A 24,995-nucleotide genomic window follows, 5' to 3' on the forward strand; every position below is an offset into this window, starting at 1 on the left:
GGGTTACAGCGATTGGCGCGCGGGTCCGGCGCCGCGCAGTTCCGCGATCAGCGCGAGGACCTCGTCTTCGGTCTCTTCGACCGAAGTCCCGGTGTCGATGATATGGTCGGCGCGCGCGCGTTTTTCCGAATCGGGGGTCTGCAGTTCGAGGATATGCGCGAACTTTTCCTCGGTCATTCCGGGGCGGGCCAGCACGCGCCGGCGTTGGGCTTCGGCGGGGGCGGAGACGACCACCACGCGGTCGACCGCTTCGGCGCCGCCTTTCTCGAACAACAGCGGGATATCGAACACCACCAGCGGCGCGCCGGCATGTTCGATCAGGAATGCCTCGCGCTGCGCCGCCACCGCGGGATGGACGATCGCTTCGAGCCGCGCCAATTCCTGCGGATTGCCGAACACCAGCGCACCGAGTTTCTCGCGCGAAACGCCGCCCGCACCGGTACTCCCCGGAAAGGCGGCTTCGATTGCCGGAACCAGCGCACCCCCGGGGCCCTGCATCGCGCGCACCTCGGCATCGGCATCGAATACCGGCACGCCCGCCGCCTCGAACATCGCAGCGACGGTCGACTTGCCCATGCCGATGGACCCGGTGAGGCCGACGATCAGCGGGCGGGTCATGCTGCCAGCTTTTCGTGCAGCGTGGAATCGTATTCACGGGGCGGGGCCACACCGAAGAAATGTTCGAACGCCGCCGCTGCCTGGCCGATCAGCATGGCGAACCCGTCGATGGTCCGGAACCCGGCGGCGCGGGCATTCTCCAGAAATGGCGTAGCGACCGGATCGGTAACGATATCATAGGCGATCGAACCCGGCGGCGCATGGCTCCAGTCGAACGCGAGGGCAGGTTGCCCGCGCATGCCAAGCGGCGAGGCGTTGACGATCAGGTCGCAGCAGCCCTCGCGATCGTCGAAGGCAAAATCGGTTGCCTGCGCGAAATGGTCGAGCGGCGCGACATGGTGTTCGCCGTCGGGATCGAGTTCCTCCAGCAGCGCGCGCGCCTTGTCGGTATTGCGACCGGCAAGCACGATGCGGAACCCTTCGCGCGCCAGCCCGGACACGATCGCGCGCGCGGCACCGCCAGTGCCCAGGACGCGCGCCATGCGGAAATAGTGCTGCTCGCCAAGCCGCTGCGCCAGCGGCTCGAGAAACCCGGCAACATCGGTATTGCGTCCGACCAGCCTGCCATCGGGGGCCTTGACGACCGTATTGACCGCACCGACGCGCTTCGCCAGCGGTTCGAGCCGGTCGAGCAGCGGCATGATGGCCTGCTTGTGCGGCATGGTGACATTGCATCCGCGCCAGGCGGGGTCCTCGCGGCGCGCGGCGAGATAGTGCTCCAGCCCCGCAGCTTCGACACGCGTGGCACGGTATTCCGCATCGAGCCCGAGCTTCTCGATCCACAGCCCGTGGACGACGGGCGATTTAGACTGGGCGATCGGATCGCCGATCACTTCGACATAGTCGGTCACGAAGCGAGCGCCCCTTCGCCGCGCAGCGCATCGAGGACTTGCAGCAGGGGCATACCAAGCACGGTAAACTGGTCGCCCGCAATGCTCTCGAACAATTGCACCCCGGGCCCCTCGATACGGAACACGCCGACGCAATAGGACACCGCGGGCCATTCGGCGTCGAGATAGGCGGCGATGAAGTCCTCGCTGAGGTCGCGTACGCGCAGCCGCGCAAAATCGGAGCCGACCCAGACGATCTGCCCCCCGCGCGCAAGCGCCGCTGCGCTCTGCAGGGTCATTGTCTTGCCCGAGAAGAACCGCAAATGTTCGGCCGCATTGTCGCGGCTGGCCGGTTTGTCGAAGCGCCTGCCGTCGACTTCGACCAGCGAATCCGAACCCAGCACCAGCGCATCGGGTCGCGCGGCAGACAGGGCTGCCGCCTTAGCCGCGGCCAGCGCCTGCGCGATCTCGGCAGGCTCGGCGCCCTCCATCTCGGCTTCGAGCGCGCGTTCGTCGACCGCGGCACCTTCGGCTTCGAAAGCAATCCCGGCCGCCTCCAGCATCGCCTTGCGCGACGCGCTGTTCGAGGCGAGCACGATCCCGCTACCACCAAGGTCACTCATATCGGTTTGGATCCCTGCGAGCTGCCACTTGCCGAACGCTCGTTATACAAGCGGATTACCGCGGCGGCGGTTTCCTCGATCGAGCGGCGCGTCACGTCGATCACCGCCCAGCCATTGTCGGCGAACATCCGCCGGGCAAACTTGACCTCGCCCTTGACCCGCTCGCCATCGACATAATCGGTCTCGCGTTCTTCGTTGAGCGTAAGCAGGCGGTTGCGGCGGATCTGCACCAGCCGTTCGGGCGCGGTGGTCAGGCCGACGATCATCGGGTGCTTGAGTTCGAACAGCTTGGGCGGCGGCGGGCTTTCGACCACCAGCGGGATATTGGCGACCTTGTAACCGCGATTGGCAAGATAGATGCTCGTCGGGGTTTTCGAACTGCGCGACACGCCCGCCAGCAGGATATCGGCCTCTTCCCATTCTTCCCAGCCGATCCCGTCGTCATGCGCGATGGTGAACTGGATCGCCTCGACCCGGTTGAAATAGGCCTGGTCCATCGCGTGCTGGCGCCCCGGCCGGCCATGCGCTTCCTGGCCCAGCGCTTTTTCGAGCGCTTCGGTCACGCGGTCGAGAATGGGGACCGCGGGCAGGCCCAGCTGGGTGCAGGCTTCCTCCAGCCGGTTGCGCGTATCCGGATTGACCAGCGTGAACAGGACGAGGCCCGGATTGTCCTTGAGTTCGGGCAGGATCCGCTCGAGATGCTGGCGGCTGCGGACCATCGGCCAGAAATGCCGTATGACATCGGCATCCTCGAATTGCGCAAGCGCCGCCTTGGCGAGCATTTCGAGCGTTTCGCCGGTGGAATCGGACAGCAGATGGAGATGGACGCGGTTGGCGATGGCGAGGTCCTGCGGCCTGTGGAGAACGGGGGCATAAACCACGGGAGAAAGCTGGCGACAAGTTCGGGAGCAAAAAGGCTCCCCGGAACGAGTCCTTCACGGGCCGATTCCCGCACACCAAATCCGAGTTTTGCGCAGGGGTGGGCATAGCAGGGATAAGTTTGACTCGACTCACAGCCGGCGGCGAGTCGGCAACCGGCCTCGACCCTTTGCAGCGCGGGAGAAATCGGGCAGGGGCCACTTATCCCTGAAATCCACAGGGCCAACAGACACCTACAACCTCTTTAGAAATACTATTATTTATTAGATTGGACTCAGCGATGCCCGGTCTCCTGCTCGATACGTTGAACGGCAAACGTACCGATCGCGTGCCTCTCTGGCTCATGCGCCAGGCGGGTCGCTATTTGCCCGAATACGGGGCTTTACGCGCCGAAAAGGGCGGATTCCTCGCATTGGCCTATGACAGCGAAGCGGCCTGCGAGATCACCTTGCAGCCGATCGACCGCTTCGGCTTCGACGGGGCGATCCTGTTTTCCGATATCCTGATCGTCCCGCATGCGCTGGGGCAGCATCTCGAGTTTCTCGCGGGCGAGGGGCCGAAGCTATCACCCCCGCTGGTCGATGCCGCGCTGGCGGGGCTGACGCCTGACAAAAGTCGCTACGAGCCGATCTACGAGACCGTGCGGCTATGCCGCGAGCGGTTGTCCGATGAGGTGACCATGCTTGGCTTTGCCGGCAGCCCATGGACGGTGGCGACCTACATGGTGGCGGGCGAAGGCAGCCGCGACCAGCACGAGGCGCGCGCGATGGCTTATCGCGATCCGGCCAAGCTCGACGCCATTCTCGAAGCCATCACCAGCGAGACGATCAGCTATCTCTCCGGCCAGATCGAGGCGGGCGCCGAAGCGGTCCAATTGTTCGACAGCTGGGCAGGAAGCCTGGCCCCCGATGAATTCGAGCGTTTGGTGATTGCGCCCAATGCGCGGATCGTCGCGGCCCTTCGCGAACGTCACCCCACAACCCCGATCATCGGATTTCCCAAGGGTGCAGGCGAGAAACTGCCCGCCTATGCCCGCGAGACGGGCGTGGAGGCTGTCGGCGTGGACGAGACGGTCGATCCCGCATGGGCGGCCCGCGAATTGCCCCGCGACATGCCGGTCCAGGGGAATTTCGACCCACTGCTGCTGCTTGCGGGAAGCGATCGGCTGGAACAGCGTGCGCGTTACATCCTCGAATGTTTTGCCGACCGCCCGCATGTCTTCAATCTCGGTCACGGGATCGACCGCCGGACGCCAATCGCGCATGTCGAGCGCTTGCTCGCCACGGTGCGCGGTTTCAAGGGGTGACGCAGGCGTGCGCGCAGCCTACATAACCCGGCGATGCAGGACGTATTGGCGATGACCTATCTGTGGCTCAAGGCCGGGCACATCATTTTCATGGTGTTCTGGATGGCGGGGCTGTTCATGCTGCCGCGCCAGATGATCTACCTGCACCCGGCGACCGAAGGGTCCGCGGAAGCGGGTCTGTGGGGCAAACGGATGGGCCTGCTACGCAAGGTCATCCTGACCCCCAGCCTGATCGTCGTGTGGGTGCTCGGGCTGTTGTTGGCAATGACCATCGGCGCATGGGATCAGGGCTGGTTCCATGCCAAGCTGCTGTTCGTCCTCCTGCTGACCGCGTTTCACGGGATCATGGTTGCGCGGTCGAAAAAGATGGTCGCGGGGGAACGCCCGATGACCGAGAAGCAGCTGCGCATCTGGGGCGAATTTCCCGGGATCGCGCTGGCGATCATCGTCGTACTGGTGATCGTCAAACCCTTCTGAGCGATCGGCCCGTCGCATTGCCGATTGACGGCCCCGCAGCGCCGCCGTAATTGCATCCCACCTACCGGCTACAGGTCCCGCGCACAGACGGGACCGGGTCTGCTTTCCCCAAGCCCAGTCCTGCGCGTGTCGAAGGACCCACCGACCTGCCGGCCATCCAACCGATTACCGAGTAAAATTTATGCATCTCAAGGACTTGAAAGAGAAAACCCCGGCAGACCTGGTCGCGATGGCCGAAGAGCTGGGGGTCGAGGGTGCCTCGACCATGCGGCGGCAGGACCTGATGTTCTGCATTTTGCGCGAACTCGCCGAAGACGAAGAATACGAAGAAAAGATCATGGGGATCGGCACCATCGAGGTGCTGCAGGACGGTTTCGGCTTCCTGCGCAGCCCCGAGGCGAACTATCTTGCCGGCCCCGACGATATCTATGTTTCGCCCAACCAGGTCCGCAAATGGGGCCTGCGTACCGGCGACACGGTCGAGGGCGAGATCCGCGCTCCGCGCGAAGGCGAGCGCTATTTTGCGCTGACGACGCTCTACAAGGTCAATTTCGACGATCCCGACGCAGTTCGCCACCGGACCAATTTCGACAATCTCACGCCGCTGTATCCGGACGAGAAGCTGTCGCTCGACACGCTCGACCCGACGGTCAAGGACAAGTCGGCGCGGGTGATCGACATCATCAGCCCGCAGGGCAAGGGTCAGCGCGCGCTGATCGTCGCCCCGCCGCGTACGGGTAAGACCGTGCTGCTGCAGAATATCGCCAAGGCGATCACCGACAACCATCCCGAGGTCTTCCTGCTGGTGCTGCTCGTCGACGAGCGCCCCGAGGAAGTCACCGACATGCAGCGCAGCGTGAAGGGCGAGGTTATCTCCTCGACCTTCGACGAGCCCGCCAACCGCCATGTGCAGGTCGCCGAAATGGTGATCGAGAAGGCCAAGCGCCTGGTCGAGCACAAGCGGGATGTCGTGATCCTGCTCGATTCGATCACCCGCCTCGGCCGCGCCTACAACACCGTGGTGCCCAGCTCGGGCAAGGTGCTGACCGGCGGTGTCGATGCCAATGCGCTGCAGCGTCCCAAGCGTTTCTTCGGCGCGGCGCGTAACATCGAGGAGGGCGGCTCGCTGTCGATCATCGCCACCGCGCTGATCGATACCGGCAGCCGCATGGACGAAGTGATTTTCGAAGAGTTCAAGGGCACCGGCAACAGCGAAATCGTGCTCGACCGCAAGGTCGCCGACAAGCGCATCTTCCCTGCGCTCGATGTGGGCAAGAGCGGCACCCGCAAGGAAGAGCTGCTGGTCGAGAAGGACAAGCTCTCGAAGATGTGGGTCCTGCGCCGTATCCTCATGCAGATGGGGACGATCGACGCGATGGAATTCCTGCTCGACAAGATGAAGGATTCCAAGACCAACGAAGACTTCTTCGCGACGATGAACCAGTAAGGGTTCGCGCGCGATGCCCGTCCAGAGAGCCGCCATCACGGGGGCTCCCGGGGCGGGCAAGTCCACGCTGCTGGCCGAGCTTTCGCGCCGCGGCGTGGCCACGGTCGAGGAAGTCGCGCGTACGATCCTCAGATCTGCAGGCGGCATGGCGCTGCGCGAAGAGAATCCGCTCGCCTTCGCCAATGCAATGCTCTCGGCGCAACTGGCGGCGTGGGACAAGACGCAGGCCGACGGACCGGTCGTGTTCGACCGCGGCTTCCCCGATATTGCCGGTTTCCTGCGGGTCGAGGGACTCCCCGTTTCTGACGCGATTGCGCGGGCCTGCGAGGAATATCGTTTCGACGGGCCGATCTTTCGCGCGCCGCCGTGGCGCGCGATCTACACGCCCGATGATGAGCGGATCCAGGATTGGCAGGAAGCCATTGCCAGCGACCGGGCCGTGTGCGGGGCCTGGCGCGACCATGGCTATGCGTTGATCGACCTGCCCCTGGTCTCCGCCGAGGAGCGCGCATCGTTCATTCTCGCGCGCCTATGACGCCTTCATGCGCTCGAGCATGGCGCCCATCTGCTCCCAGACCTTGTTCACGGCCTTTAGCGGCCGCACCATGACCTTGAAGTCGACGATCATGCCGTCTTCATCGAAGCGGATGAGGTCGATGCCATTGACCTCGATACCGTCCATCTCGGTCTTGAACTCGATCATCGCATTCTCGCCGTCGACCAGTTCGCGGACATATTCGAAGCTGTCGTTGCCGAGCGTCTGTCCTGCGGCGGACAGATAGGCCACCACGATCGGGCGGCCGCGCTGCGGCGTGTGGACGACGGGCGAATGAAACACCGCGTCCTCGTGGATGATCGCCGCCAACGCTTCGGGCGAATTGCCGTTTTCGACCACCTCGTGCCAGCGCTTCAAACCCTGTTCCGCTGTCATACTGCCTCCGCAAATGTATCCGCCCGTGCGGCGGCCCAAGCCTTGGCATAGGGCGTGCTTTCGGGGGAGTCGAGCAACTGGCCGGGCTCGAGGAAGCGATGGATGTGGTCGAGGCTGTCCGACTGGGCGCTGTTCTGGCGCTCGGAGATATGCGCCGGCGTAATCTGCCACGGATTGTCGAGCCCCATCGCAACGATCATTTCACGGAAGGAATGCAGCGTGTGGCGCTGGAAGCGCGCGACACGTTCGGCCTTTTCCATCGGTACCAGACCCCGTTGCCGCGTCGCGTCCTGCGTCGCCACGCCGGTCGGACACATGTCGTTATGGCATTTCATCGACTGAACGCAGCCCAGCGCGAACATGAAGGCGCGTCCGGCATTGCACCAGTCGGCGCCCAGTCCGAAATTCATTGCCATTCCCGCCCCCGAATGCACCATGCCCGCAGCAACTAATTTGACCTCAGGCTTCAGTCCGCTGCCGACCAGCGCATTGCGCATGAGGATAAGCCCCTCGCGCAGCGGCATTCCGACGCGGTTGGAGAATTCGACCGGAGCGGCCCCAGTGCCCCCTTCGGCACCGTCGACGACGATGTAATCGAGCGTGATGCCCGTCTCGTGCATGGCCTTCATCAGTGCGAAGACCTCATGCGGCTTGCCGACGCATAATTTGATCCCCACCGGCTTGCCGCCCGACAGTTCACGCAGCTGTGCGGCCCATTCGAGCATCTGGATCGGGGTCGAGAAGGTGGAATGCGCGGGGGGCGAGATGCAATCGCTCCCCACCGGGACCCCGCGCGCTGCGGCGATCTCTTCGGTCACCTTGCTGCCGGGCAGGACCCCGCCATGGCCGGGCTTGGCGCCCTGGCTGAGCTTGATCTCGACCATCTTGACCTGTTCGCCGCGGGCGCTTTCGGCAAAGCGGTCGGGATCGAACGCGCCGTCCTCGGTCCGGCAGCCGAAATAACCGCTGCCGATTTCCCAGACGAGGTCGCCGCCATGCGAGCGGTGATAGCGCGAGATGCCGCCTTCGCCGGTATCGTGGTAGAAATTCCCCGCAGCCGCTCCCTTGTTGAGTGCCATGATCGCATTGGCCGACAAGGAGCCGAAGCTCATCGCCGAGATGTTGAGCACGGACGCGGAATAGGGCCGGGTGCATTGCCTGCTGCCGACATCCACGCGCCATTCGGAGGGTGCCTGGGCATTGGGTGCCATGGAATGGGCGAGCCATTCATACTCGTCCGAATAGACGTCCAACTCGGTCCCGAAAGGATGCGAATCGAGCTGGCCCTTGGCCCTAGCATAGACCAGCGCGCGCTGCTGGTGGTTGAAGGGGCGTCCTTCCAGATCGCCCTCGACCAGATAGGCACGCGCATAGGGGCGCAAATCCTCCATGATCCAACGGACATGCGCGAGCAGCGGATAATTGCGCCACAGCGTATGCCGCCGCTGGAAGAAATCATAGACCGCCAGCAGCAGCAGCGGCACGGTGAAAACCAGCCCCCAGCGCAGCCAGTCGACCGTAATAAACAGCGCGGTCAGCAGCGCCACCACCAGCGTGGGCCCGAACCGCATGAACAGTTCGGAGGAACTGCGGATATGCGCCTTGTTCTGCATCAGCCGAGGTGCTTGGCGAAGAACTCCGCACTGCGGCTATCGGCCAGTTGCGCGGCCTCGTCCGACCGCCGCTTGCCGAATTCGGTGGCAAAGCCGTGATCGAGCCCCTCGTAATCGTGGAGCGTGACCTTTGGATGGTCGTCCAGCCCGGCATGCATGGCCTTTTGCGTTTCCTTGTCGACGAACCCGTCTTCGGTCGGGATATGCAGCATCAGCGGATGCGCGATGGCATGCTTCTCGTCGAGCAGGCCGTCGATCCCCACGCCGTAATAGCCGACGCTGGCGTCCACATCGGTGCGCGCGGCGGTCATAAAGGCGAGGCGGCCGCCGAGGCAGTATCCGACGCAGCCGACCTTGGGCACACCCTCCTCGCGGCGGATATGGTGGATCGTGGCCTCGATATCGCGGATGCCCTGGTCCTGGTTGAACTTGCCCATAAGATCGAGCGCGCGCTGGAATTCGGGCTCGACGTCGGGGTCGAGCTCGACCCCGGGCTCGAGCCGCCAGAACAGGTCGGGCGCGACCGCGAGATAGCCTTCCTCGGCCAGCTTGTCGCATTTGCGGCGAATGCCCGCATTCACGCCGAAGATCTCCTGGATCACGAGAATGGCGGCCTTGGGCGTCTTCGCCGGACGCGCGACGTAGGCGGCGAACGTCTCGTTGCCGGACAGGGTGGAGATGGTGACGGTTTCGCTCATGGACGGGGCTCCCTCGCTTCGATTGGTGTCTTATGCTTGCATGACGCGTGATGCGGACCCAGATAGGGCCTTGCAAGCCATAACGGAGGAAGCGCGATGAAGGTCCATATCGAAATCGATTGCACGCCCGATGAGGCGCGGACCTTCATGGGCCTTCCCGATGTCGGCAAGGCGAATGCGGTCTATGTCGACATGATGTCCAAGGCGATGAAGGGTGTGAACAACAACGAACAACTGCAGGAATACGCCAAGCAGCTTGCGCCGATGGGGCAGGCGGGCTTCAAGCTGTTCCAGAGTTTCATGGAAGGCACCAATGCCTCGCGCTCGTCTTCGCCGGACAAGACGCCCGCCGACGACTAGGAGCGCCCGCGCGCGATGGAAGATACGATTTTCGCCCTGTCGAGCGGGGCACCGCCGGCGGCGATCGGTGTCATCCGGATAAGCGGACCGGGGGCGGGCGATGCGCTTGCCGCGCTGGCGGGCGATCTCCCCCCGGCGCGCTCGCCGCGCGTGCGGACCTTGCGCGATTGTGCGGGTGAGCCGCTCGATGTCGCCCTAGTGCTGTGGTTTCCCGGGCCTGCTACTGCCACGGGCGAGGATCTGGCCGAAATTCACTGCCATGGCGGCCGCGCGGTCGTAGCCGCGATCGCGGCTGCTCTCGGGCGCATGGAAGGCCTGCGCGAAGCGGAGCCGGGTGAGTTTACCCGCCGGGCTTTCAGCAATGGCCGGATCGACCTCGCCGAGGCCGAGGGGCTTGCGGATCTACTTGCAGCTGAAACCGACTTGCAGCGCAAGGGGGCGCTGCTTTCGGCGGGCGGCGCACTATCCCGCCAGATCGAGAGCTGGCGCGAGCAGATACTTGGTCTCGCGGCCTCGGTGGAAGCGGTGATCGATTTCGCCGACGAGGATGATGTGGCGGGTTTGCCGGCATCCTTTGAAGGAGAAATTGGCGATCTTGCGGTAGAGATGCGGCGGATTGCCGGGCAGCCCGCGGCTGAACGCCTGCGCGACGGCATTCGCGTCGTCCTCGCCGGACCACCGAATGCAGGTAAATCATCACTTTTCAATGCGTTGCTGGCCGACGAGGCGGCTATCGTGACCGCTGAGGCGGGGACGACGCGCGATGTGCTGGAACGGCCGATTGCGATCGGCGGGGTGCCGTTCGTCCTCGTCGATACGGCGGGTATACGCGAGGAAGGGGCGGGCATGATCGAGGAGATCGGCATCGCCCGCGCACGCCGCGCGGTGGACGAGGGGCAGATCGTCCTGTGGCTGGGGGAACCCGGCCAGGCGCCCACCGGGTCGATCCAGATCACTTCGAAAAGCGATCTTGAGAGCTGCCACGGCGCGGAGGGTCTGAAAGTATCGGCTGTAACCGGTGCCGGAATTGGCGAGTTGCTCGAACGTCTGGTGGCCTTAGGCAAGGAGGCGCTTCCGCCTGTCGACCAGGTCGGGTTCAACCGCCGGCAGAAGCAATGGGCCCTCGCCGCAGCCGAACATCTGGAAGCAGTGGAAGTTTCGGGCGATCTGCTCGTGGCAGCGGAGAACCTGCGCAGCGCGAGACGCGCGCTCGATCGGCTGGTGGGTCGCGATTCGACCGAGGAGATGCTCGATGCGCTGTTTGGCCGCTTTTGCATCGGCAAGTAGTGTTTCACGTGAAGCATGCACTTTGACGCGAGTCTGGGCGAAGGCTAAGGCGCGCCTCCAATGCAAACCTTCGATGTCCTTGTAGTCGGCGGCGGTCACGCCGGTGTCGAGGCGGCCTGCGCGGCCGCCCGAATGGGCGCGCGCACGGGTCTGGTAAGCCTCGACCTCGATAAAATCGGCGCGATGAGCTGCAATCCGGCGATTGGCGGGCTGGGTAAGGGCCATCTGGTGCGCGAGGTCGATGCGCTGGATGGTGTCATCGGGCGCTCAGCAGACGCCGCCGCAATCCACTACCGGATGCTCAACCGCTCGAAGGGGAGTGCCGTCTGGGGCCCGCGTGTGCAGGCAGATCGCCGGCTGTTCCATGATGCGGTGCAGTCGATCGTCAAAGCGCAGCCGCGGCTCGATCTGATTGCAGGCGAGGTGGCCGCGCTCCGGTTCGCCGGAAATCGTGTCGCGGGGCTGGAACTGGCGGACGGCACTGCTCTTGGTGCGAAGGCCATTGTCCTGTGCACCGGGACATTTCTCGGCGGTATTCTCTACCGGGGCGAAGAGCGTTTCGAAGGTGGCCGGATCGGCGAGGGGGCAGCGCATCGGCTTGCCGCCCAATTGCGCGAGGCAGACCTGCCGATGGGGCGGCTCAAAACCGGTACGCCGCCGCGCCTCGACGGGCGCACCATCGACTGGGCCACGCTCGAGGAACAGCCGTCCGACCGCGAAGCCTGGACGATGAGCTCGCTCACTAGCGAGCGATGCAATCCGCAAGTATTCTGCGCCATCACGCGGACCAACGAGCGCGCGCACGACATTATCCGCGCCAATCTCGACCGGTCGCCGTTATTCTCCGGCGCAATCGGTGCCGCCGGACCGCGGTACTGTCCGTCGATCGAAGACAAGATCCACCGTTTTGGCGATCGCGAAGGGCATCAGGTCTTCCTCGAACCCGAAGGGCTGGACACCGCGCTGGTTTATCCCAACGGGATTTCCACCTCGCTCCCGGTCGATGTCCAGCTCGCCATGCTGCGCGAGATGGATGGCTTGGGCCGTGTCGAAATGGCGGTTCCCGGCTATGCGGTGGAGTACGATCATATCGATCCGCGCGCGCTCAGCTCGGGGCTGGAACTGGGTGCTATCCCGGGCCTATATTGCGCCGGACAGATCAACGGGACGACGGGATACGAAGAGGCCGCGGCGCAGGGACTGATGGCGGGAATGCATGCCGCATCGAGAGTGCTGGGAGTTGCACCCGCGCCGCTCGATCGGGCGAATTCCTATATCGCCGTCATGCTCGACGATCTCACGCTGCAGGGGATCACCGAGCCGTATCGCATGCTGACCTCGCGGGCCGAATACCGCCTGCGCTTGCGCGCAAGCAATGCCGACACCCGGCTGACGCCTTTGGGGATCGCCTGCGGTCTGGTCGGGGAAGGGCGGGCGCAATGGTATGCCCAGCGCGAGGAACGGCGAGAGTGTTATGCAGCGCGTTTTGCCGAGCCTATCCACTCCAGGGTCCTTTCGGACGCAGGGTTTCACGTGAAACGTGACGCCGGTCCGCGTCCGGCCGCGGAATGGCTCGGCGGCGGTCATGCCACTCTCGAAACGCTGGCGCCCTGGATGGAGGGTGTCGATCCGGCCGATTCGCTTGCGGTCGAGATGGCCGAGGATGCGTTTTATGCGCCCTATCTCGCCCGCCAGCGCGCCGAACTCGCCGATCTGCGCAGCAGCGAGGCGCAGCACCTGCCGCGTGACTTCCCCTTCGCCGAGGTCCCGGGCCTCTCGAATGAGATGATCGAGCGCCTGTCGCTTGCCCGTCCCGAATCGCTGGCGGCGGCGGGGCGCATCCGCGGGATCACTCCGGCGGCGCTGGCTGCGCTGCTGGTGCATGCGCGTAAGCTGGACCGCGCCGCATGATCTCATCTGAAAGCGAGGCGCACGCTTTTGTCGCCAGTATGTGCGACGAGGAGGTCATGAAGCGCCTCGACCGCCTGGCGCAGGCACTTCCGGTCGAAAACCAGCAGCAGAATCTGGTCGCCAAACCTACGCTTTCGAAGATCTGGCAGCGGCATATTGCCGATTCGGCGCAATTGCTGGGACTATGGGACACTCCTTCCGCCTCACAGCCATGGCTGGATCTCGGAAGCGGGGCGGGTTTCCCCGGGCTCGTTATCGCCGCGATGAAACCCGATATGCCGGTGGTTCTGGTGGAATCCCGCAAGCGCCGGGTCGAATGGCTTTCGCGGGCTGTGAGCCTGATGGGCCTTGAAAACTGCCGGATAGAGGGCACCAGGCTGGAGAATGTCGAGGTATTCGATGCCGGCGTGATATCCGCGCGCGCCTTTGCACCGCTCGACCGCCTGCTCGCATTATCGGCGCGCTTCTCCACAAGGAGCACCTGCTGGGTGTTGCCCAAAGGGCGTTCGGCAGCGCAAGAAGTCAGCGACCTGCCCAAGAATCGCCGCGCAATGTTTCACGTGGAACAATCGCACACCGATTCCGAAGCGGGAATCATCGTCGGACGCGGCAAGTGGAGCGCAAAAGCATGATCACGATCGCAATTGCCAACCAGAAGGGCGGGGTGGGCAAGACGACCACCGCGATCAACATCGCCACGGCGATGGCTGCCACGGGCTGGAAGACGCTGCTGATCGACCTCGATCCGCAGGGAAACGCATCGACCGGCCTGGGTATCGCGGCTGCCGACCGTGAAAACACCAGCTACGATTTGCTGCTCGACCAAGCCACTTTGGCGGAATGTGCACAGCCGACCGACATCCCGGGTCTCGATATCGTGCCCGCAACGCAGGATCTATCGGGCGCCGAAGTCGAGCTGGTGTCGGTGGTCGATCGCACCGCACGCCTCCGCAACGCGCTGTCGGCGCAGGAACGGGGTAGTTTCGCCGGATACGAAGTCTGCTTCATCGATTGCCCGCCGTCGCTCGGACTGCTGACGCTCAACGCGCTCTGCGCAGCCGACACGCTTCTGGTACCGCTGCAATGCGAGTTTTTCGCACTGGAAGGCCTCAGCCAGCTACTCCAGACGGTTGAGCGCGTGCAGCAGGGTTTCAACACCGATCTGGGCATCGTGGGTGTCGTTCTGACCATGTTCGACCGCCGCAATCGCCTGACCGATCAGGTTGCCGACGATGTGCGCGACTGCCTGGGCAAGCTCGTCTTCGACAGCGTGATTCCGCGCAATGTGCGGCTTTCCGAGGCGCCCAGTCACGGCATGCCCGCGCTGGTCTATGACCACAACTGCTCGGGCAGCCGCGCCTATATCGGTCTCGCGCGCGAGCTGATCGGACGACTACCCGAAAAGAGGAAGGCGGCATGAGCGAAACCGCATCGAATACCGGAGCAAAACCGATCGACCGCAAGAAGAAGCTCGGCAAGGGACTTGGCGCCTTGCTGGGAGAGACGCGCCGCGAAGAACCGCTCGTTCGGCAGGATAGCGGCTCCGGCGGCAGTTCGCCGGCGGACCATTCCGAACCGCGCTCGGCGCCGACCGAGGGCCTCGCCTCGATCCCCGTGGCGGATATCGAGCCGCTGCCCGGTCAGCCGCGGAGCCGTTTTGACGAGGACGCGCTCGAATCGCTCGCGTCGTCGATCGCGTCGCGCGGCGTGATCCAGCCCATCATTGTCTCTCCGCTGGGCGGGGGACGGTACCGTTTGGTCGCGGGTGAACGGCGCTGGCGGGCGGCGCAGAAGGCGCGATTGCACGAAATTCCGGCGCTGGTGCGTGAACTGGACCAGCGCGAGGTGATGGCGCTCGCGCTTATCGAGAACCTCCAGCGCGAGGACCTCAACCCGGTCGAGGAAGCGCGTGCTTATCAGAAACTCTCCGATGACGAGGGTATGACCCAGGCCGAGATCGCCAAGCTGGTCGACAAATCGCGCAGCCACGTGGCCAATTTCCAGCGCCTCCTCGCGCTGCCCGATACGATCTTGGCGTTTCTCGCCGAGGGTTCGTTGTCGATGGGCCACGCGCGCGCTTTGATCGGCCGCGAAGAGGCGACCGAACTGGCGAGGAAGGCGGTTTCCGAAGGTCTTTCTGTTCGCGAGATGGAAGCGCTCACCCGCAAGCCGCGCGCCCGGCAAACGACCGAGAGCGGATCGGGAGACAGGCCCGAGACAGGGGGCAATGCCGATATCGCGGCGGTCCAGAGCCATCTCGAGGAATTTCTCGGGATGCCGGTAAAGATCTCTACCGACGCGACGCCCAATACCGGAAGCGTGACTATCCGGTTCCGCACGCTCGACCAGTTAGACCTTATTTGTCAGAGGCTTACGGGCGGCGATATCTAATGGGCTAAGTCCCGTAGGTATGAAGCCTTGCCCGAACGGAGAGCGGCAAGGGCCTAGTTGGCGGGGCTGCCGTCGGGATAGACCGCGCGTTGCGGCACGGTGACCGTCACCGGCATCAGCATATACTGCCCCGCCTGATTGTACTGGACGGTTCCTGCGCTAGCCATCGCCTGCTGCATGTAATCGTCGAGATAGGCCTGACATTGGCCCTGGCTGTTCGTCCGGCGGCGACTGCCGTCCTCGATCGCGTCACCCGCGGCCATCCCGGCCAGTGCGCCAGCACCCGCACCGATCAGGGTACCCGCCATGCGATTCCCGCGTCCTGCGATCCGGTTACTCAGCAAACCGCCCGCCGCACCGCCCACCAGCGCGCCGATAATCTCACCGCGGTCGCTGTCCGTCTCGTAAGTGTCGAGCCGCGCGCGGCATTCCTCGAGCCATGCATTGCGATCGAAGGCAACGACTTGCGACCCAAGGGGAAGCTGCGCCGGCGCGGCGCCATAACCATACTCGGCGGGAACAGTCTGGGCCGGAGCGCCGGCGGGATAAATCACCCGCGCTGCGCCGCCCGCGGTCGGCGCGGCATAGCTGACCGGTGCCGGGTAACTATAGACCACCTGCGGCATTTGCTGGACGTAGATATAGGTCGGCTGGATCGGCACCACGGTAGCGGCGGTTCCCCGTGCAGCGATCGTCCGCGCGGCGGGGACTGCTTCGCTGCTCGGCGCTTCATAGGTATAATAGACCGGAGCCGAGGGATCGATCGACTGGATCGTCGGCTTGCTGACGAACACCGGGGGGGCCTGCCGCGCAGGAATGACGCGCGCCGCACCGGTGGGCTCGCTCGTAACGGTTTCTGTCACCACATCGTCGTCGAGCTCGGGCAGTGCCTGCGCATATTCGTACTGACCGGTCTCATAGGACATGGTTTCCTGCGCCAGAGCTGCACCTGACGTAAACGCCAAGGAGGAAGCGGTCAGGGCAAGGGCGGTGCGGGCGATCATAGCAGGGGCTCCTTCAGGCGACTCGGGATCACGCCGCGCCGCTTTCGTTAGCGCCCTGTTTAGCATCCCTCCTGCGGAGCGCAAAAGCTGCCCCTGCGTCTGTGCCGCAATGGGGCGGCGGAGTTTAGATACGGTCTGCGAGCATGCGGGCCAACGCCTCGACACCATTGGCATCGTCGCGGTCGAACCGGGCCTTGGCGGGGCTGTCGAGATCGATCACCGCGACGGTTGCCCCGTCCCGCAGCACCGGGACCACCAGTTCGGAATTGGTGACCGAATCGCAGGCGATATGGCCGGGGAATGCATGCACGTCTTCGACGAGCTGCGTCCTACCGTCGCGCGCCGCTGCCCCGCAGACCCCTTGGCCCATCGGAATACGGATGCAGGCGGGGCGTCCCATGAAGGGGCCAAGCACCAGCTCGTCGCCGATGACCCGGTAGAAGCCGGACCAGTTCAAATCGGGCAGGAAATCCCACACCAGCGCGGCGATATTGGCCATATTGGCGACTGCATCGGGCTCGCCCGCAGTCAGCGCTTCGGCCGCATCGAGCAGCTGGCGATAGGCTTCGGGCTTGGGCGTCGCTGGATCGGGGCGGAAATCGAACATGGCGCGCGATGTAGCGTGCGCGCGCCGCGCTGCAAGGGCCATTGCTCCCGCAGCAAGGCTCGCTTATCCCCGCGCCATGGGAATCCTCAAGAAGCTGGGCATCGCGCTCCTCGTCATCCTGCTGGTGGTTTTGGTCGCCGGTTATTTCTTCACCCGGGGCGATACCGCCGATGTCGCTTTCGAGGAGACCGTGGGCACCGATCCCACGCTCGACGAGCCCGAAGCCGAAAGCTTCCCGACGGTTGCCATCGCCGAACCGGTGGGATGGGCCGAGGATGAAGTCCCGACCGCTGCCGAAGGCCTTGCGGTCACGCGGTTCGCCGATGGTCTCGACCATCCGCGCACGCTGCAGGCGCTGCCCAATGGCGATATCCTGGTCTCGCTGACCCAATCTCCCAAACTCGGCGGCGGCGAGAGCAATTGGCTGCGCGACCTCATCGCCGGCTTCCTGTTCCGCAAGGCGGGCGCGGGCGGCGATAGCGCCAACCAGCTAGTCCTGCTTCGTGATAGCGACGGCGACGGGGTGGCCGAAGGCCGGTTCGTCCTGCGCGACGATCTCGATTCGCCCTCGGGCCTCGCCTGGGGCGACGACACGCTCTATGTCGCCAATCACGATGAAGTGCTGGCATTCGATTACGAACTCGGCGCGACCCAGGTGACCGGCGAAGGCCGCAAGATCGCCGATCTCGCCGAGGGTACCGGCCACTGGATGCGCAATCTCGCGCTCCATCCCGATGGCAACCGCCTTTATGCGGCAGTCGGCTCCAAATCGAATATCGGTGAGGACGGGCTCGAGATCGAAGAAGGCCGCGCGCTGATCTGGGAAATCAATCTCGAAACCGGCCGCCAGCGTGTCTTCGCTGCGGGTCTGCGCAACGCCAATGGCCTCGATTTCAGCCCCTGGTCGGGGGAACTTTGGACCACCGTCAACGAACGCGACATGCTCGGCTCGGATCTGGTGCCCGATTACCTGACCAACGTCCCCGTCGGTGCGCATTATGGCTGGCCCTGGGTCTACTATGGCGACAATTTCGATCGCCGGGTCAAATACCCGATCCCGCAGGCCATCAGCTATGTGCGGACGCCCGAATATGCGCTTGGACCGCATGTCGCTGCGCTGGGTTTCGTTTTCAGCCGCGAAGGCGCCAAATTGGGTGAGAACTTCGCCAGTGGCGCATTGATCGCCCGTCATGGCTCGTGGAATCGCAAACCGCCCTCGGGCTACGACGTGGTCTATGTCCCCTTTGACGAGCGCGGCAATCCGGTTGGTAAGCCGGTACCCGTGCTCACGGGCTTCCTGCAGGACGACGGCACGACACGCGGACGCCCGACCTGGGTCGAATGGGCAGGCGACGGATCGCTGCTGGTTTCGGACGATACTGCCGGGATTATCTGGCGCGTCTTCGCTCCCGGTGCCGATGCGCAGCAGGGCATCGAACGGGTGACCGGCGACCGCCTGCCCCCGCAGCGCGAATTGCGCGGGCAGCAAGCGACCTTCGGCGAGGATGATTATGCGCGGCGGGTAACCGCGGAATAAGTCAGCCCACGAGTTGGTCGGCCGAGAGCGCGTAAAGCGCCTCTCCGCCGGCCATAGCGGCGCTCTTGAGGCCCGCGGCTTCGGGGACGATGCGGTCGAGGAAAAAGCGCACGCTGGCCGCCTTCGTGGCAGCAAGTCCGGGGGCAGCGCCGCCTTCGACCGCGCGTAACTGTCGCACCAGCTGCGCCCCGGCCACCGCCACGGCGAGCATGGTGCAGAACGGCACCGAACCCGCGAGCCGATCGTCGAGGCTGGCATCCTCGCGCATCCATTGTGCCACTGCAGCGCAATCGGTAGCGAGCGAGGCAAGCGCGGGTTCGTCTGCGGCTTCGCGCGCCACATCGGCGATTACCCCGGTGAGCGCTTCGCCCCCTTTGAGCCCGAGTTTGCGGGTGACGAGATCGGCAGCCTGGATGCCATTGGTGCCTTCATAGATCGGAGCGATGCGCGAATCGCGCCAATGCTGCGCGGCGCCGGTTTCCTCGACGAAGCCCATGCCGCCATGGACCTGCACGCCGAGGCTGGCGACTTCGATGCCGATATCGGTCCCCCACGCCTTGATCAGCGGAGTCAGCACTTCGCCGCGCGCCCCCGCAGCCGCGTCGCCCAGCGTGCCCCGGTCGACCTGGCCCGCAGTATAATAAAGCAGCGCCCGCGCGCCTTCGGTCAGCGCCTTCATCCGTAGCAACATACGCCGCACATCGGGGTGCTCGATGATCGATACGGGTGCCTTGTCGGGTGAGCCGGCGCGCGCGGACTGGATGCGCTCCCTGGCAAAGTCGAGCGCCTGCTGGGTGGCCCTCTCGCCGATCTGGACGCCCTGGTTGCCGACATTGATGCGGGCATTGTTCATCATCGTGAACATCGCCATCAACCCGCGGTTCTCCGCGCCGACCAGCTCGCCGATACACTCGCCATTGTCGCCGTAGCTCATCACGCAGGTGGGCGAGGCGTTGATGCCCAGCTTGTGTTCTATGCTGACGCAGCGCAGATCGTTGCGCTCCCCGGGGGTGCCATCGTCCTTCACATGATATTTTGGCACGATGAACAACGAGATGCCGCGTGTCCCCTCGGGCGCATCGGGCAGCCGCGCAAGGACGAGGTGGATGATGTTCTTCGCCAGTTCGTGCTCACCCCAGGTGATGTAGATCTTCTGGCCCTTGATGCGGTACTTGCCCGCATGCTCACCCTCGGTAATCGGCTGCGCCGTCGTCCGCAGCGCGCCAACATCGGAGCCCGCCTGCGGTTCGGTCAGATTCATCGTGCCCGACCATTCGCCGCTGACCAGCTTGGGCAGGTATTTCTCCTGCAGCTCCTTCGAGCCGTGATGTTCGAGCGATTCGATCGACCCGACACTCAGCATGGGAAGCAGGTTGAAGGCCATGTTCGCGGTGCCGAGGTTTTCGAGCACATTGCACGAGAGTGTGAAGGGCAGCCCCTGACCGCCGAATTCCACCGGGCCCGAAATCGCATTCCAGCCCTGCTCGACATAATGTTCATAGGCCTCGGCAAAGCCCGCGGGCAGGCGCACCACGCCGTTCTCGAGCTTGGCGCCTTCGAGGTCGCCCACGCGGTTGAGCGGGGCCCATTCGCCGGCCGCGAATTCGCCGATCCCGCCGACGATCGCCTCGACCATATCGGGTTCTGCGGCGGCGAACTTTTCGGACTGGGCAAGCTCCTCGATGCCGGCATTGACGCGGATGGCAAGCAGCTGGTCCTGCGTGGCGGGGGTATAGGTCACGGTGGTATCCTCTTGGCTTTGTGCGCAGGCAGATATAGCGCGCGGGCATGAGCGGCAAATACGCTACGGAAACGCTTCACGTCGAGGAAGGTGGCATCGCGCGCGCCGCGAAAATCCTGCGTGATGGTGGGCTTGTCGCCGTGCCGACCGAGACGGTCTATGGCCTCGCTGCCCGCGCCGATAGCGACGATGCGGTCGCCAAGATCTACGCGGCCAAGGGGCGGCCGAGCTACAATCCCCTGATCGTCCATGTGGCATCGCTGGCGCAAGCGCGTGCCCTCGCCGAATTCTCGCCCGTCGCCGAACGCCTGGCGGAGCAGCACTGGCCCGGCCCGCTCACGCTGGTGCTGCCGCGCCGCCGTGCTGCCGACCTGTCCGACGCGGTGACGGCGGGACTGGATACGCTGGCGCTGCGGATGCCCTCGCACCCGGTCATGCGCGGTCTGCTCGATGCGGTCGGTCTTCCGCTTGCCGCTCCTTCTGCGAATCGAAGCGGTTTCATCAGTCCTACCTCGCCGACGCATGTTCTGGCCTCGCTCGGAGGCCGGATCGAAGCGGTCCTCGACGGGGGGGACTGTGACAGGGGGCTGGAGTCCACCATCGCAGCGGTGCGCAGCGATGGCTCGGTGGAAATTCTGCGCCCGGGTCCGATCGATCTCGGGCTAGCGGCTGCGAACGCAGGCTCGATCGAAGCGCCGGGCCAGCTCGCCAGCCATTACGCACCGGGAAAGCCGGTGCGTCTGATGGCCTCAGAAGTTGCGCCAGACGAGTTCTGGATTGGTTTCGGCGCGATTGGCGGCGACTGCACTCTGTCGGACAGCGGCGATCTGACGCAGGCGGCAGCGCGTCTCTACGCCTGCCTTCACGAAGGCGCCCGCTCGGACAAGCCGCGCATTGCCATTGCCCCCGTCCCACAAACAGGGATCGGCATCGCGATCAACGACCGGCTGCGCCGCGCGGCGACGCCGCCCGATTAATCGTCTGCGGGCTCGTAGGGGAGCGTCGGGATGATCTGCTGCATCTCGGCATAGGTGTCGCGCGCCTCGTCGCAGGCGCGGCGAATGCCGTCTTCGCATTGATCGAGCTGTTTCTCGTAATCCCGTTCCAGCTTCGACAGACGCTGCTCGCGCCGCCGGATTTCGCGGCCACGCTTCTCGTCGGCTTCGGACTGGCTCGTGGTGGCAAGGTCGACCCCCTTGCTCACCGCCTTCACCGGCGCCGTCGCGACGTCGACCACGGCCTTGGCAAGACAGCCGGGTAGCATCACGCTGGCGGGCAGGAGGATCAGAAGGGCTAGGCGGTGCATGGAAATTCCTTTCGCCGCGCCGCCTAGCCCATAATCGCTAACCCGTCGATGAACTACGCCTCGGGTGCCTCGGGCGCTTCCGGACCGTCGGGAGCGCGCGGTGCCTCGGGAGCACTGTCCGCAGCGCGGACTTCGCGGCAATTGAGCTTGCCCGAGCCCATCGCACTGACGGTGCAGTCGGCGCGGCCGTTCACGGTAATCGTGCCCGAACCCATGATATTGGCCTCGACCGCCCCGTCGGAGGAGAATTCGGCATCGCCCGAACCGGCGACCGAAATTTCGGCATTGCCGACCTGGAGGTCCGCCATGCGCGCTCGGCCCGAACCGGCGATGGTCATATCGAGCCCGCCGACGCTGCCGGCGGCTTCGAAATCACCCGATCCGGCAATGGTAAGATCAAGCGAGCGCGCGTCCATCCGTACGATTTTGGCGGTGCCCGAGCCGGCGATGGTGACATTGGCCTCGTCGCTCATCGACGCTGCCTCGATATCACCCGACCCGGCGAGAACCATCGCGGTAAGGCTGGGCATGGTCACGCGCACGGTGGCGACGCCCCTGTCGCGCCAGCTATCGCTTTCGCGGCTGATACCGAGCGAATCGTCGTCGAGCGAGAACCGCAGCGCTTCGATTGCGGCATCGTCGCCCGAGACGGTAATGTCGAGCTCATCGCCTTCGGTGACGATGACCCGATCGGGGCCGGCCAGAACCAGTTCGGTCGGCGCGGGGCCGCTCATGTCGAGCTCGGCGAGCGGCACGCCCTCGCTGTCGCCAATCTTGATATTCATGCCATCGCAGCCGGCGAGAAGGGCTGCTCCGGCGAGCGCGGCAAGCGGGGCGAAGCACTTGAGAATTCGATGGATCGTCACGGTGATGTCCTTTCCTGTGCCAGTCCGTATTGCCCATATAATACAGTGACACCTCTTCATCAAGGGAAAGGGTTGCGGAGACGCGGCAGGCGCGCCAGTTGTCGCCCCGACGGTGGGTCAGCGTGTGCAGGTCAGATGGCCCGACCCCATGCGGCTCTGGGTGCAGTCGGTGGTACCGGTAACCATCGCATGGCCGCTGCCGACGATACTGGCGGAAACGCGGCCGTTGGCGCGGAAACGGGCATCGCCCGACCCGGCGATCGAAACGCTCGCACCGCCTACCTGTAGCTGGCGGCCATCGATCCCGCCGCTACCGGCGATGGTGATTCGGCCGCGATCGGCGCGGCCCGCCACTTCGAGATCACCCGACCCCGCGATCGTCGCGGACAAGCGGGTGGCGTCGACCCGTCCGATATCGAGCGTACCCGATCCGGCCACGGTGACATCGACCTCATCGCCCTTCATCGCGTCGACCCGCAGCATGCCCGATCCGGCCAGTGTGACCGCTTCCACATCGGGGGCGACCACCTCGATCCGGGCCACACCTGCGACCGGCGTACGGCGCCAGCGACGACCGATCAGCAGATTGCCATCCTCGACCTCGAAACGCAGGTCGGCGATCACGGCCGGGCTCCCACTTGCGCGAATCTGCCAGCGGTCGCCGCGGGTGACGATAACCTCGTCGCTCCCTGCGAGCGTGACTTGCGCAAAGCGTCCGGTCGCGGTCCATGAGTTCGGGATCGGCTCGGCATCGTCCAGGCTGGAGCGCCACGACTTATCGGCCATGGCCGGGCTGGCGGGAAGGGCGGTGACGGCCGCGAGGCCGAGCGTGCAGGCGGCGATGATACGAAACATGGCGGTTCTCCGAATTACTGGACGCCACGCTCCCACCTTCGCCCTGCCATGTCGAGCACGTTCGTCGACAGTTGTAGTCGCTTGATGGATTACCGCTGAAACGAAAAAGGGGGCGCCCGGCGGCACCCCCTCTTGCGTATTCGTGAAGCGTCGCGTTTACGCGTCTTCGGTGTTCTCGTAATATTGCGGCGCATGTTCGCGCAGCACGTCGAGAATTTTTTCGAGCGCGGTCGGCTCGTCGGTCTTCTCCATCGCGGCGAGTTCGCGCGCGAGGCGGCTCGAGGCGGCTTCGAAGATCTGGCGTTCGGAATAGCTCTGCTCGGGCTGGTCGTCCGGGCGGAACAGGTCGCGTGTGACCTCGGCGATCAGGACGATTTCGCCCGAATTGATCTTCGCTTCGTATTCCTGGGCGCGGCGGCTCCACATGGTCCGCTTGACCTTGGGCTTGCCCTTCAGCGTTTCCATGGCTTCCTTCAGGGTCTTGTCGCTCGACAGCTTACGCATGCCGATCGATTCGACCTTGTTCACCGGAACGCGGAGCGTCATGCGCTCCTTCTCGAAGCGGAGGACATAGAGATCGAGCTGCATACCGGCGATTTCCTCGCTCTGCAGTTCGATCACACGGCCAACGCCGTGCTTGGGGTAAACAACGTAATCGCCAACGTCGAAGGCATCAGCCTTGCTTGCCATGCAATCTTTCCTTTCGTCGGGCTTGGCCGTTAGGAAACAGCAGCGTCAAGGAACCCCTTGGCCGCAGCCCCGCATAAGGGAGTGCGGTCTGGGACCGAAGCTGACGTTGCTGGTGGCCTGCCCTTTCAATTCGCACACCTGGCCGGGAGCAAACCGGCTCAGTTGTTGCATTATATAGCACAGCCGACGCAATATTGCGAGTCTGCGGTAAAAGGTTCCGTCGGCACCTAGGGGCGGCGGTTGCGGAGTGCGGTCAGTTCGGCCCCGAAGAGCAGCAGGAAACCGGTGGCCCAGAACCAGGTGATCAACGCGAGAACCGCACCCAGCGCGCCGTAAGTGGCGTTATAGCTGCCGAAATTCGCCGCATAGAAACCGAACGCCGCGGTTGCGATGAGCCAGAGGACCGCGAAAGCCATCGCGCCCGGCCAGATTGCCGACCATGCCGGGGCGGGGCCGTTCGGGGCAAAGCGGTACAACAGGCCACCGCCGAGAATTGCGATCGCCAACAGAAAAGCGAGGCTGACAAGACCGCCGAAAAATCCGCCGATCCCAGCCAGCGCCGCGCTCCCGATAGCCGCCAGAATAAAGCCGCAAAGGCCCGCTGCAGTGAGCGCCAGCGCGACCAGGTTTCCCTTCACGAAGCCGCGCGTGCCATTGGTGCCGTAAGCAATATTGATCCCGGTCATTAGGGAGCGCGCGCCATTGCGGGCACCGAACAGCGCGATCGCAAGTGAAGCGAGCAGGCCGAGGCCCTTGGCTCCGGACGCGCCTTGGGCAACGCTTTCCAGCTGACCGCCGATCAGTTCGGCGGCAGCGGCGGGAAGCCTCCCGGCGAGCAAGTCGACATGCGCAGCCACCGTTTTCGGATCGGCGAACAGGCCATATCCGAGGACGAGGGCACCCAGCGTAGGCACCAGCGCGAGCAGCGCATAATGCGCGATTCCCGCTGCCAGTATGCCGATATTGTCGGTGTCGCCGGCCTGCCAGGCCGCCTTCAAATCAGCGAGCACGCGTCGGC

General features: G+C 64.6%; 27 protein-coding genes. 12 read left to right on the top strand and 15 right to left on the bottom strand.

The annotated features are described in order from the left end of the window. Positions 1-3 precede the first annotated feature (3 nt). Genes coaE through V6B15_RS13145 form a run of 4 tightly spaced genes read right to left on the bottom strand, consistent with a single transcriptional unit; the run spans position 4 to position 2,853 of the window. Positions 4-618, bottom strand: a complete 615-nt coding sequence (gene coaE / locus V6B15_RS13130) for a dephospho-CoA kinase (protein WP_334201562.1) — start codon at positions 616-618, stop codon at positions 4-6. Further along, positions 615-1,469, bottom strand: a complete 855-nt coding sequence (aroE, locus tag V6B15_RS13135) for a shikimate dehydrogenase (protein WP_334201563.1) — start codon at positions 1,467-1,469, stop codon at positions 615-617. The genes coaE and aroE overlap by 4 nt, the downstream gene beginning before the upstream one ends. Then, a complete protein-coding gene (locus V6B15_RS13140; protein ID WP_334201564.1) occupies positions 1,466-2,071 on the bottom strand; it encodes a Maf family protein in 606 nt (201 codons plus the stop codon). The genes aroE and V6B15_RS13140 overlap by 4 nt, the downstream gene beginning before the upstream one ends. Further along, positions 2,068-2,853: a pyruvate, water dikinase regulatory protein gene (locus tag V6B15_RS13145; protein WP_253523060.1), complete on the bottom strand. Its 786-nt coding sequence runs from the start codon at positions 2,851-2,853 to the stop codon at positions 2,068-2,070. The genes V6B15_RS13140 and V6B15_RS13145 overlap by 4 nt, the downstream gene beginning before the upstream one ends. A 377-nt stretch (positions 2,854-3,230) precedes the next feature. Here V6B15_RS13145 and hemE point away from each other — a divergent pair, with 377 nt between their 5' ends. The 4 genes from hemE (at position 3,231) to V6B15_RS13165 (ending at position 6,715) form a co-directional block, all read left to right on the top strand. Further along, on the top strand, positions 3,231-4,256 hold the full coding sequence (gene hemE / locus V6B15_RS13150) for a uroporphyrinogen decarboxylase (RefSeq protein ID WP_334201565.1): 1,026 nt from the start codon (positions 3,231-3,233) through the stop codon (positions 4,254-4,256). 33 nt (positions 4,257-4,289) lie between these two features. Continuing rightward, on the top strand, positions 4,290-4,733 hold the full coding sequence (locus V6B15_RS13155) for a CopD family protein (RefSeq protein WP_253520990.1): 444 nt from the start codon (positions 4,290-4,292) through the stop codon (positions 4,731-4,733). Positions 4,734-4,914: 181 nt separating this feature from the next. Beyond that, the gene (gene rho, locus V6B15_RS13160) at positions 4,915-6,180 is read left to right on the top strand and encodes a transcription termination factor Rho (RefSeq protein WP_253520987.1); all 1,266 of its coding nucleotides are present in this window, start codon (positions 4,915-4,917) and stop codon (positions 6,178-6,180) included. Positions 6,181-6,193: 13 nt separating this feature from the next. Next, a complete protein-coding gene (locus V6B15_RS13165) occupies positions 6,194-6,715 on the top strand; it encodes an AAA family ATPase (RefSeq protein ID WP_334201566.1) in 522 nt (173 codons plus the stop codon). Here V6B15_RS13165 and V6B15_RS13170 read toward each other — a convergent pair. The 3 genes from V6B15_RS13170 to V6B15_RS13180 are packed head-to-tail and all read right to left on the bottom strand — an operon-like array spanning position 6,710 to position 9,422. Then, positions 6,710-7,111, bottom strand: a complete 402-nt coding sequence (locus V6B15_RS13170; protein WP_334201567.1) for a nuclear transport factor 2 family protein — start codon at positions 7,109-7,111, stop codon at positions 6,710-6,712. The two genes, V6B15_RS13165 and V6B15_RS13170, sit on opposite strands and share 6 nt — an antisense overlap. Continuing rightward, positions 7,108-8,724, bottom strand: coding sequence for an FMN-binding glutamate synthase family protein (locus V6B15_RS13175; RefSeq protein WP_334201568.1), 1,617 nt, complete (start codon positions 8,722-8,724; stop codon positions 7,108-7,110). Before V6B15_RS13175 ends, V6B15_RS13170 begins: the two co-directional genes overlap by 4 nt. After that, positions 8,724-9,422, bottom strand: a complete 699-nt coding sequence (locus V6B15_RS13180) for a dienelactone hydrolase family protein (protein ID WP_334201569.1) — start codon at positions 9,420-9,422, stop codon at positions 8,724-8,726. The genes V6B15_RS13175 and V6B15_RS13180 overlap by 1 nt, the downstream gene beginning before the upstream one ends. A 96-nt stretch (positions 9,423-9,518) precedes the next feature. On the opposite strand from V6B15_RS13180, the gene V6B15_RS13185 reads away from it, so the two are divergent. Genes V6B15_RS13185 through V6B15_RS13210 form a run of 6 tightly spaced genes read left to right on the top strand, consistent with a single transcriptional unit; the run spans position 9,519 to position 15,371 of the window. Further along, positions 9,519-9,782, top strand: a complete 264-nt coding sequence (locus V6B15_RS13185) for a DUF6489 family protein (protein ID WP_320181246.1) — start codon at positions 9,519-9,521, stop codon at positions 9,780-9,782. Between the two features lie 15 nt (positions 9,783-9,797). After that, positions 9,798-11,069 carry a tRNA uridine-5-carboxymethylaminomethyl(34) synthesis GTPase MnmE gene (mnmE, locus tag V6B15_RS13190; protein ID WP_334201570.1) on the top strand — a complete coding sequence of 424 codons (1,272 nt, stop codon included), beginning with the start codon at positions 9,798-9,800 and terminating at the stop codon, positions 11,067-11,069. A gap of 60 nt (positions 11,070-11,129) precedes the next feature. Beyond that, on the top strand, positions 11,130-12,980 hold the full coding sequence (mnmG, locus tag V6B15_RS13195) for a tRNA uridine-5-carboxymethylaminomethyl(34) synthesis enzyme MnmG (RefSeq protein ID WP_334201571.1): 1,851 nt from the start codon (positions 11,130-11,132) through the stop codon (positions 12,978-12,980). Beyond that, positions 12,977-13,612, top strand: a complete 636-nt coding sequence (rsmG, locus tag V6B15_RS13200) for a 16S rRNA (guanine(527)-N(7))-methyltransferase RsmG (RefSeq protein WP_442969029.1) — start codon at positions 12,977-12,979, stop codon at positions 13,610-13,612. Before mnmG ends, rsmG begins: the two co-directional genes overlap by 4 nt. After that, positions 13,609-14,400 carry a ParA family protein gene (locus V6B15_RS13205; protein WP_334201573.1) on the top strand — a complete coding sequence of 264 codons (792 nt, stop codon included), beginning with the start codon at positions 13,609-13,611 and terminating at the stop codon, positions 14,398-14,400. The genes rsmG and V6B15_RS13205 overlap by 4 nt, the downstream gene beginning before the upstream one ends. Beyond that, the gene (locus tag V6B15_RS13210) at positions 14,397-15,371 is read left to right on the top strand and encodes a ParB/RepB/Spo0J family partition protein (RefSeq protein ID WP_334201574.1); all 975 of its coding nucleotides are present in this window, start codon (positions 14,397-14,399) and stop codon (positions 15,369-15,371) included. Before V6B15_RS13205 ends, V6B15_RS13210 begins: the two co-directional genes overlap by 4 nt. 53 nt (positions 15,372-15,424) lie before the next feature. Here V6B15_RS13210 and V6B15_RS13215 read toward each other — a convergent pair whose 3' ends face one another. Together V6B15_RS13215 and V6B15_RS13220 are read right to left on the bottom strand one after the other, a co-directional pair. Beyond that, positions 15,425-16,375 (bottom strand): hypothetical protein, encoded by a 951-nt coding sequence (locus tag V6B15_RS13215; RefSeq protein WP_334201575.1) that lies wholly within the window; start codon positions 16,373-16,375, stop codon positions 15,425-15,427. Positions 16,376-16,499: 124 nt separating this feature from the next. Beyond that, the gene (locus V6B15_RS13220) at positions 16,500-16,982 is read right to left on the bottom strand and encodes a GAF domain-containing protein (protein ID WP_334201576.1); all 483 of its coding nucleotides are present in this window, start codon (positions 16,980-16,982) and stop codon (positions 16,500-16,502) included. 76 nt (positions 16,983-17,058) lie between these two features. On the opposite strand from V6B15_RS13220, the gene V6B15_RS13225 reads away from it, so the two are divergent. Next, positions 17,059-18,519 (top strand): PQQ-dependent sugar dehydrogenase, encoded by a 1,461-nt coding sequence (locus V6B15_RS13225; RefSeq protein ID WP_334201577.1) that lies wholly within the window; start codon positions 17,059-17,061, stop codon positions 18,517-18,519. A gap of 1 nt (position 18,520) precedes the next feature. Here V6B15_RS13225 and V6B15_RS13230 read toward each other — a convergent pair whose 3' ends face one another. Further along, on the bottom strand, positions 18,521-20,260 hold the full coding sequence (locus V6B15_RS13230; RefSeq protein WP_334201578.1) for an acyl-CoA dehydrogenase: 1,740 nt from the start codon (positions 20,258-20,260) through the stop codon (positions 18,521-18,523). Between the two features lie 47 nt (positions 20,261-20,307). Between V6B15_RS13230 and V6B15_RS13235 the strand changes: the two genes are divergently transcribed. Continuing rightward, positions 20,308-21,237 carry an L-threonylcarbamoyladenylate synthase gene (locus V6B15_RS13235; RefSeq protein WP_334201579.1) on the top strand — a complete coding sequence of 310 codons (930 nt, stop codon included), beginning with the start codon at positions 20,308-20,310 and terminating at the stop codon, positions 21,235-21,237. Here the strand turns inward: V6B15_RS13235 and V6B15_RS13240 are convergent. From V6B15_RS13240 to V6B15_RS13260, 5 genes are all read right to left on the bottom strand, one after another. Continuing rightward, positions 21,234-21,566 carry a hypothetical protein gene (locus V6B15_RS13240; RefSeq protein WP_334201580.1) on the bottom strand — a complete coding sequence of 111 codons (333 nt, stop codon included), beginning with the start codon at positions 21,564-21,566 and terminating at the stop codon, positions 21,234-21,236. The genes V6B15_RS13235 and V6B15_RS13240 overlap by 4 nt on opposite strands. Positions 21,567-21,619: 53 nt before the next feature. Then, positions 21,620-22,432: a head GIN domain-containing protein gene (locus V6B15_RS13245; protein ID WP_334201581.1), complete on the bottom strand. Its 813-nt coding sequence runs from the start codon at positions 22,430-22,432 to the stop codon at positions 21,620-21,622. A gap of 117 nt (positions 22,433-22,549) precedes the next feature. Beyond that, positions 22,550-23,287, bottom strand: coding sequence for a head GIN domain-containing protein (locus V6B15_RS13250; protein ID WP_334201582.1), 738 nt, complete (start codon positions 23,285-23,287; stop codon positions 22,550-22,552). A gap of 156 nt (positions 23,288-23,443) precedes the next feature. Beyond that, a complete protein-coding gene (locus V6B15_RS13255) occupies positions 23,444-23,977 on the bottom strand; it encodes a CarD family transcriptional regulator (RefSeq protein ID WP_050601467.1) in 534 nt (177 codons plus the stop codon). 227 nt (positions 23,978-24,204) lie between these two features. Continuing rightward, positions 24,205-24,987: a YihY/virulence factor BrkB family protein gene (locus tag V6B15_RS13260; protein WP_334201583.1), complete on the bottom strand. Its 783-nt coding sequence runs from the start codon at positions 24,985-24,987 to the stop codon at positions 24,205-24,207. Positions 24,988-24,995: the final 8 nt, after the last annotated feature.

Origin of the sequence: Qipengyuania sp. Mu-71, assembly GCF_036867055.1 — a bacterium.
Classification (GTDB): domain Bacteria; phylum Pseudomonadota; class Alphaproteobacteria; order Sphingomonadales; family Sphingomonadaceae; genus Qipengyuania; species Qipengyuania profunda.

Coding starts and splice junctions, on each gene's coding strand:
- V6B15_RS13215 (WP_334201575.1), bottom strand. CDS start 16,375: ATGATCGCCCGCACCGCCCTTGCCCTGACCGCTTCCTCCTTGGCGTTT.
- rho (WP_253520987.1), top strand. CDS start 4,915: ATGCATCTCAAGGACTTGAAAGAGAAAACCCCGGCAGACCTGGTCGCG.
- coaE (WP_334201562.1), bottom strand. CDS start 618: ATGACCCGCCCGCTGATCGTCGGCCTCACCGGGTCCATCGGCATGGGC.
- V6B15_RS13165 (WP_334201566.1), top strand. CDS start 6,194: ATGCCCGTCCAGAGAGCCGCCATCACGGGGGCTCCCGGGGCGGGCAAG.
- mnmG (WP_334201571.1), top strand. CDS start 11,130: ATGCAAACCTTCGATGTCCTTGTAGTCGGCGGCGGTCACGCCGGTGTC.
- V6B15_RS13175 (WP_334201568.1), bottom strand. CDS start 8,724: ATGCAGAACAAGGCGCATATCCGCAGTTCCTCCGAACTGTTCATGCGG.
- rsmG (WP_442969029.1), top strand. CDS start 12,977: ATGATCTCATCTGAAAGCGAGGCGCACGCTTTTGTCGCCAGTATGTGC.
- V6B15_RS13140 (WP_334201564.1), bottom strand. CDS start 2,071: ATGAGTGACCTTGGTGGTAGCGGGATCGTGCTCGCCTCGAACAGCGCG.
- V6B15_RS13180 (WP_334201569.1), bottom strand. CDS start 9,422: ATGAGCGAAACCGTCACCATCTCCACCCTGTCCGGCAACGAGACGTTC.
- mnmE (WP_334201570.1), top strand. CDS start 9,798: ATGGAAGATACGATTTTCGCCCTGTCGAGCGGGGCACCGCCGGCGGCG.
- V6B15_RS13220 (WP_334201576.1), bottom strand. CDS start 16,982: ATGTTCGATTTCCGCCCCGATCCAGCGACGCCCAAGCCCGAAGCCTAT.
- V6B15_RS13250 (WP_334201582.1), bottom strand. CDS start 23,287: ATGTTTCGTATCATCGCCGCCTGCACGCTCGGCCTCGCGGCCGTCACC.
- hemE (WP_334201565.1), top strand. CDS start 3,231: ATGCCCGGTCTCCTGCTCGATACGTTGAACGGCAAACGTACCGATCGC.
- V6B15_RS13255 (WP_050601467.1), bottom strand. CDS start 23,977: ATGGCAAGCAAGGCTGATGCCTTCGACGTTGGCGATTACGTTGTTTAC.
- V6B15_RS13145 (WP_253523060.1), bottom strand. CDS start 2,853: ATGCTCGCCAAGGCGGCGCTTGCGCAATTCGAGGATGCCGATGTCATA.
- V6B15_RS13185 (WP_320181246.1), top strand. CDS start 9,519: ATGAAGGTCCATATCGAAATCGATTGCACGCCCGATGAGGCGCGGACC.
- V6B15_RS13205 (WP_334201573.1), top strand. CDS start 13,609: ATGATCACGATCGCAATTGCCAACCAGAAGGGCGGGGTGGGCAAGACG.
- V6B15_RS13210 (WP_334201574.1), top strand. CDS start 14,397: ATGAGCGAAACCGCATCGAATACCGGAGCAAAACCGATCGACCGCAAG.
- V6B15_RS13235 (WP_334201579.1), top strand. CDS start 20,308: ATGAGCGGCAAATACGCTACGGAAACGCTTCACGTCGAGGAAGGTGGC.
- V6B15_RS13170 (WP_334201567.1), bottom strand. CDS start 7,111: ATGACAGCGGAACAGGGTTTGAAGCGCTGGCACGAGGTGGTCGAAAAC.
- V6B15_RS13240 (WP_334201580.1), bottom strand. CDS start 21,566: ATGCACCGCCTAGCCCTTCTGATCCTCCTGCCCGCCAGCGTGATGCTA.
- V6B15_RS13225 (WP_334201577.1), top strand. CDS start 17,059: ATGGGAATCCTCAAGAAGCTGGGCATCGCGCTCCTCGTCATCCTGCTG.
- V6B15_RS13155 (WP_253520990.1), top strand. CDS start 4,290: ATGCAGGACGTATTGGCGATGACCTATCTGTGGCTCAAGGCCGGGCAC.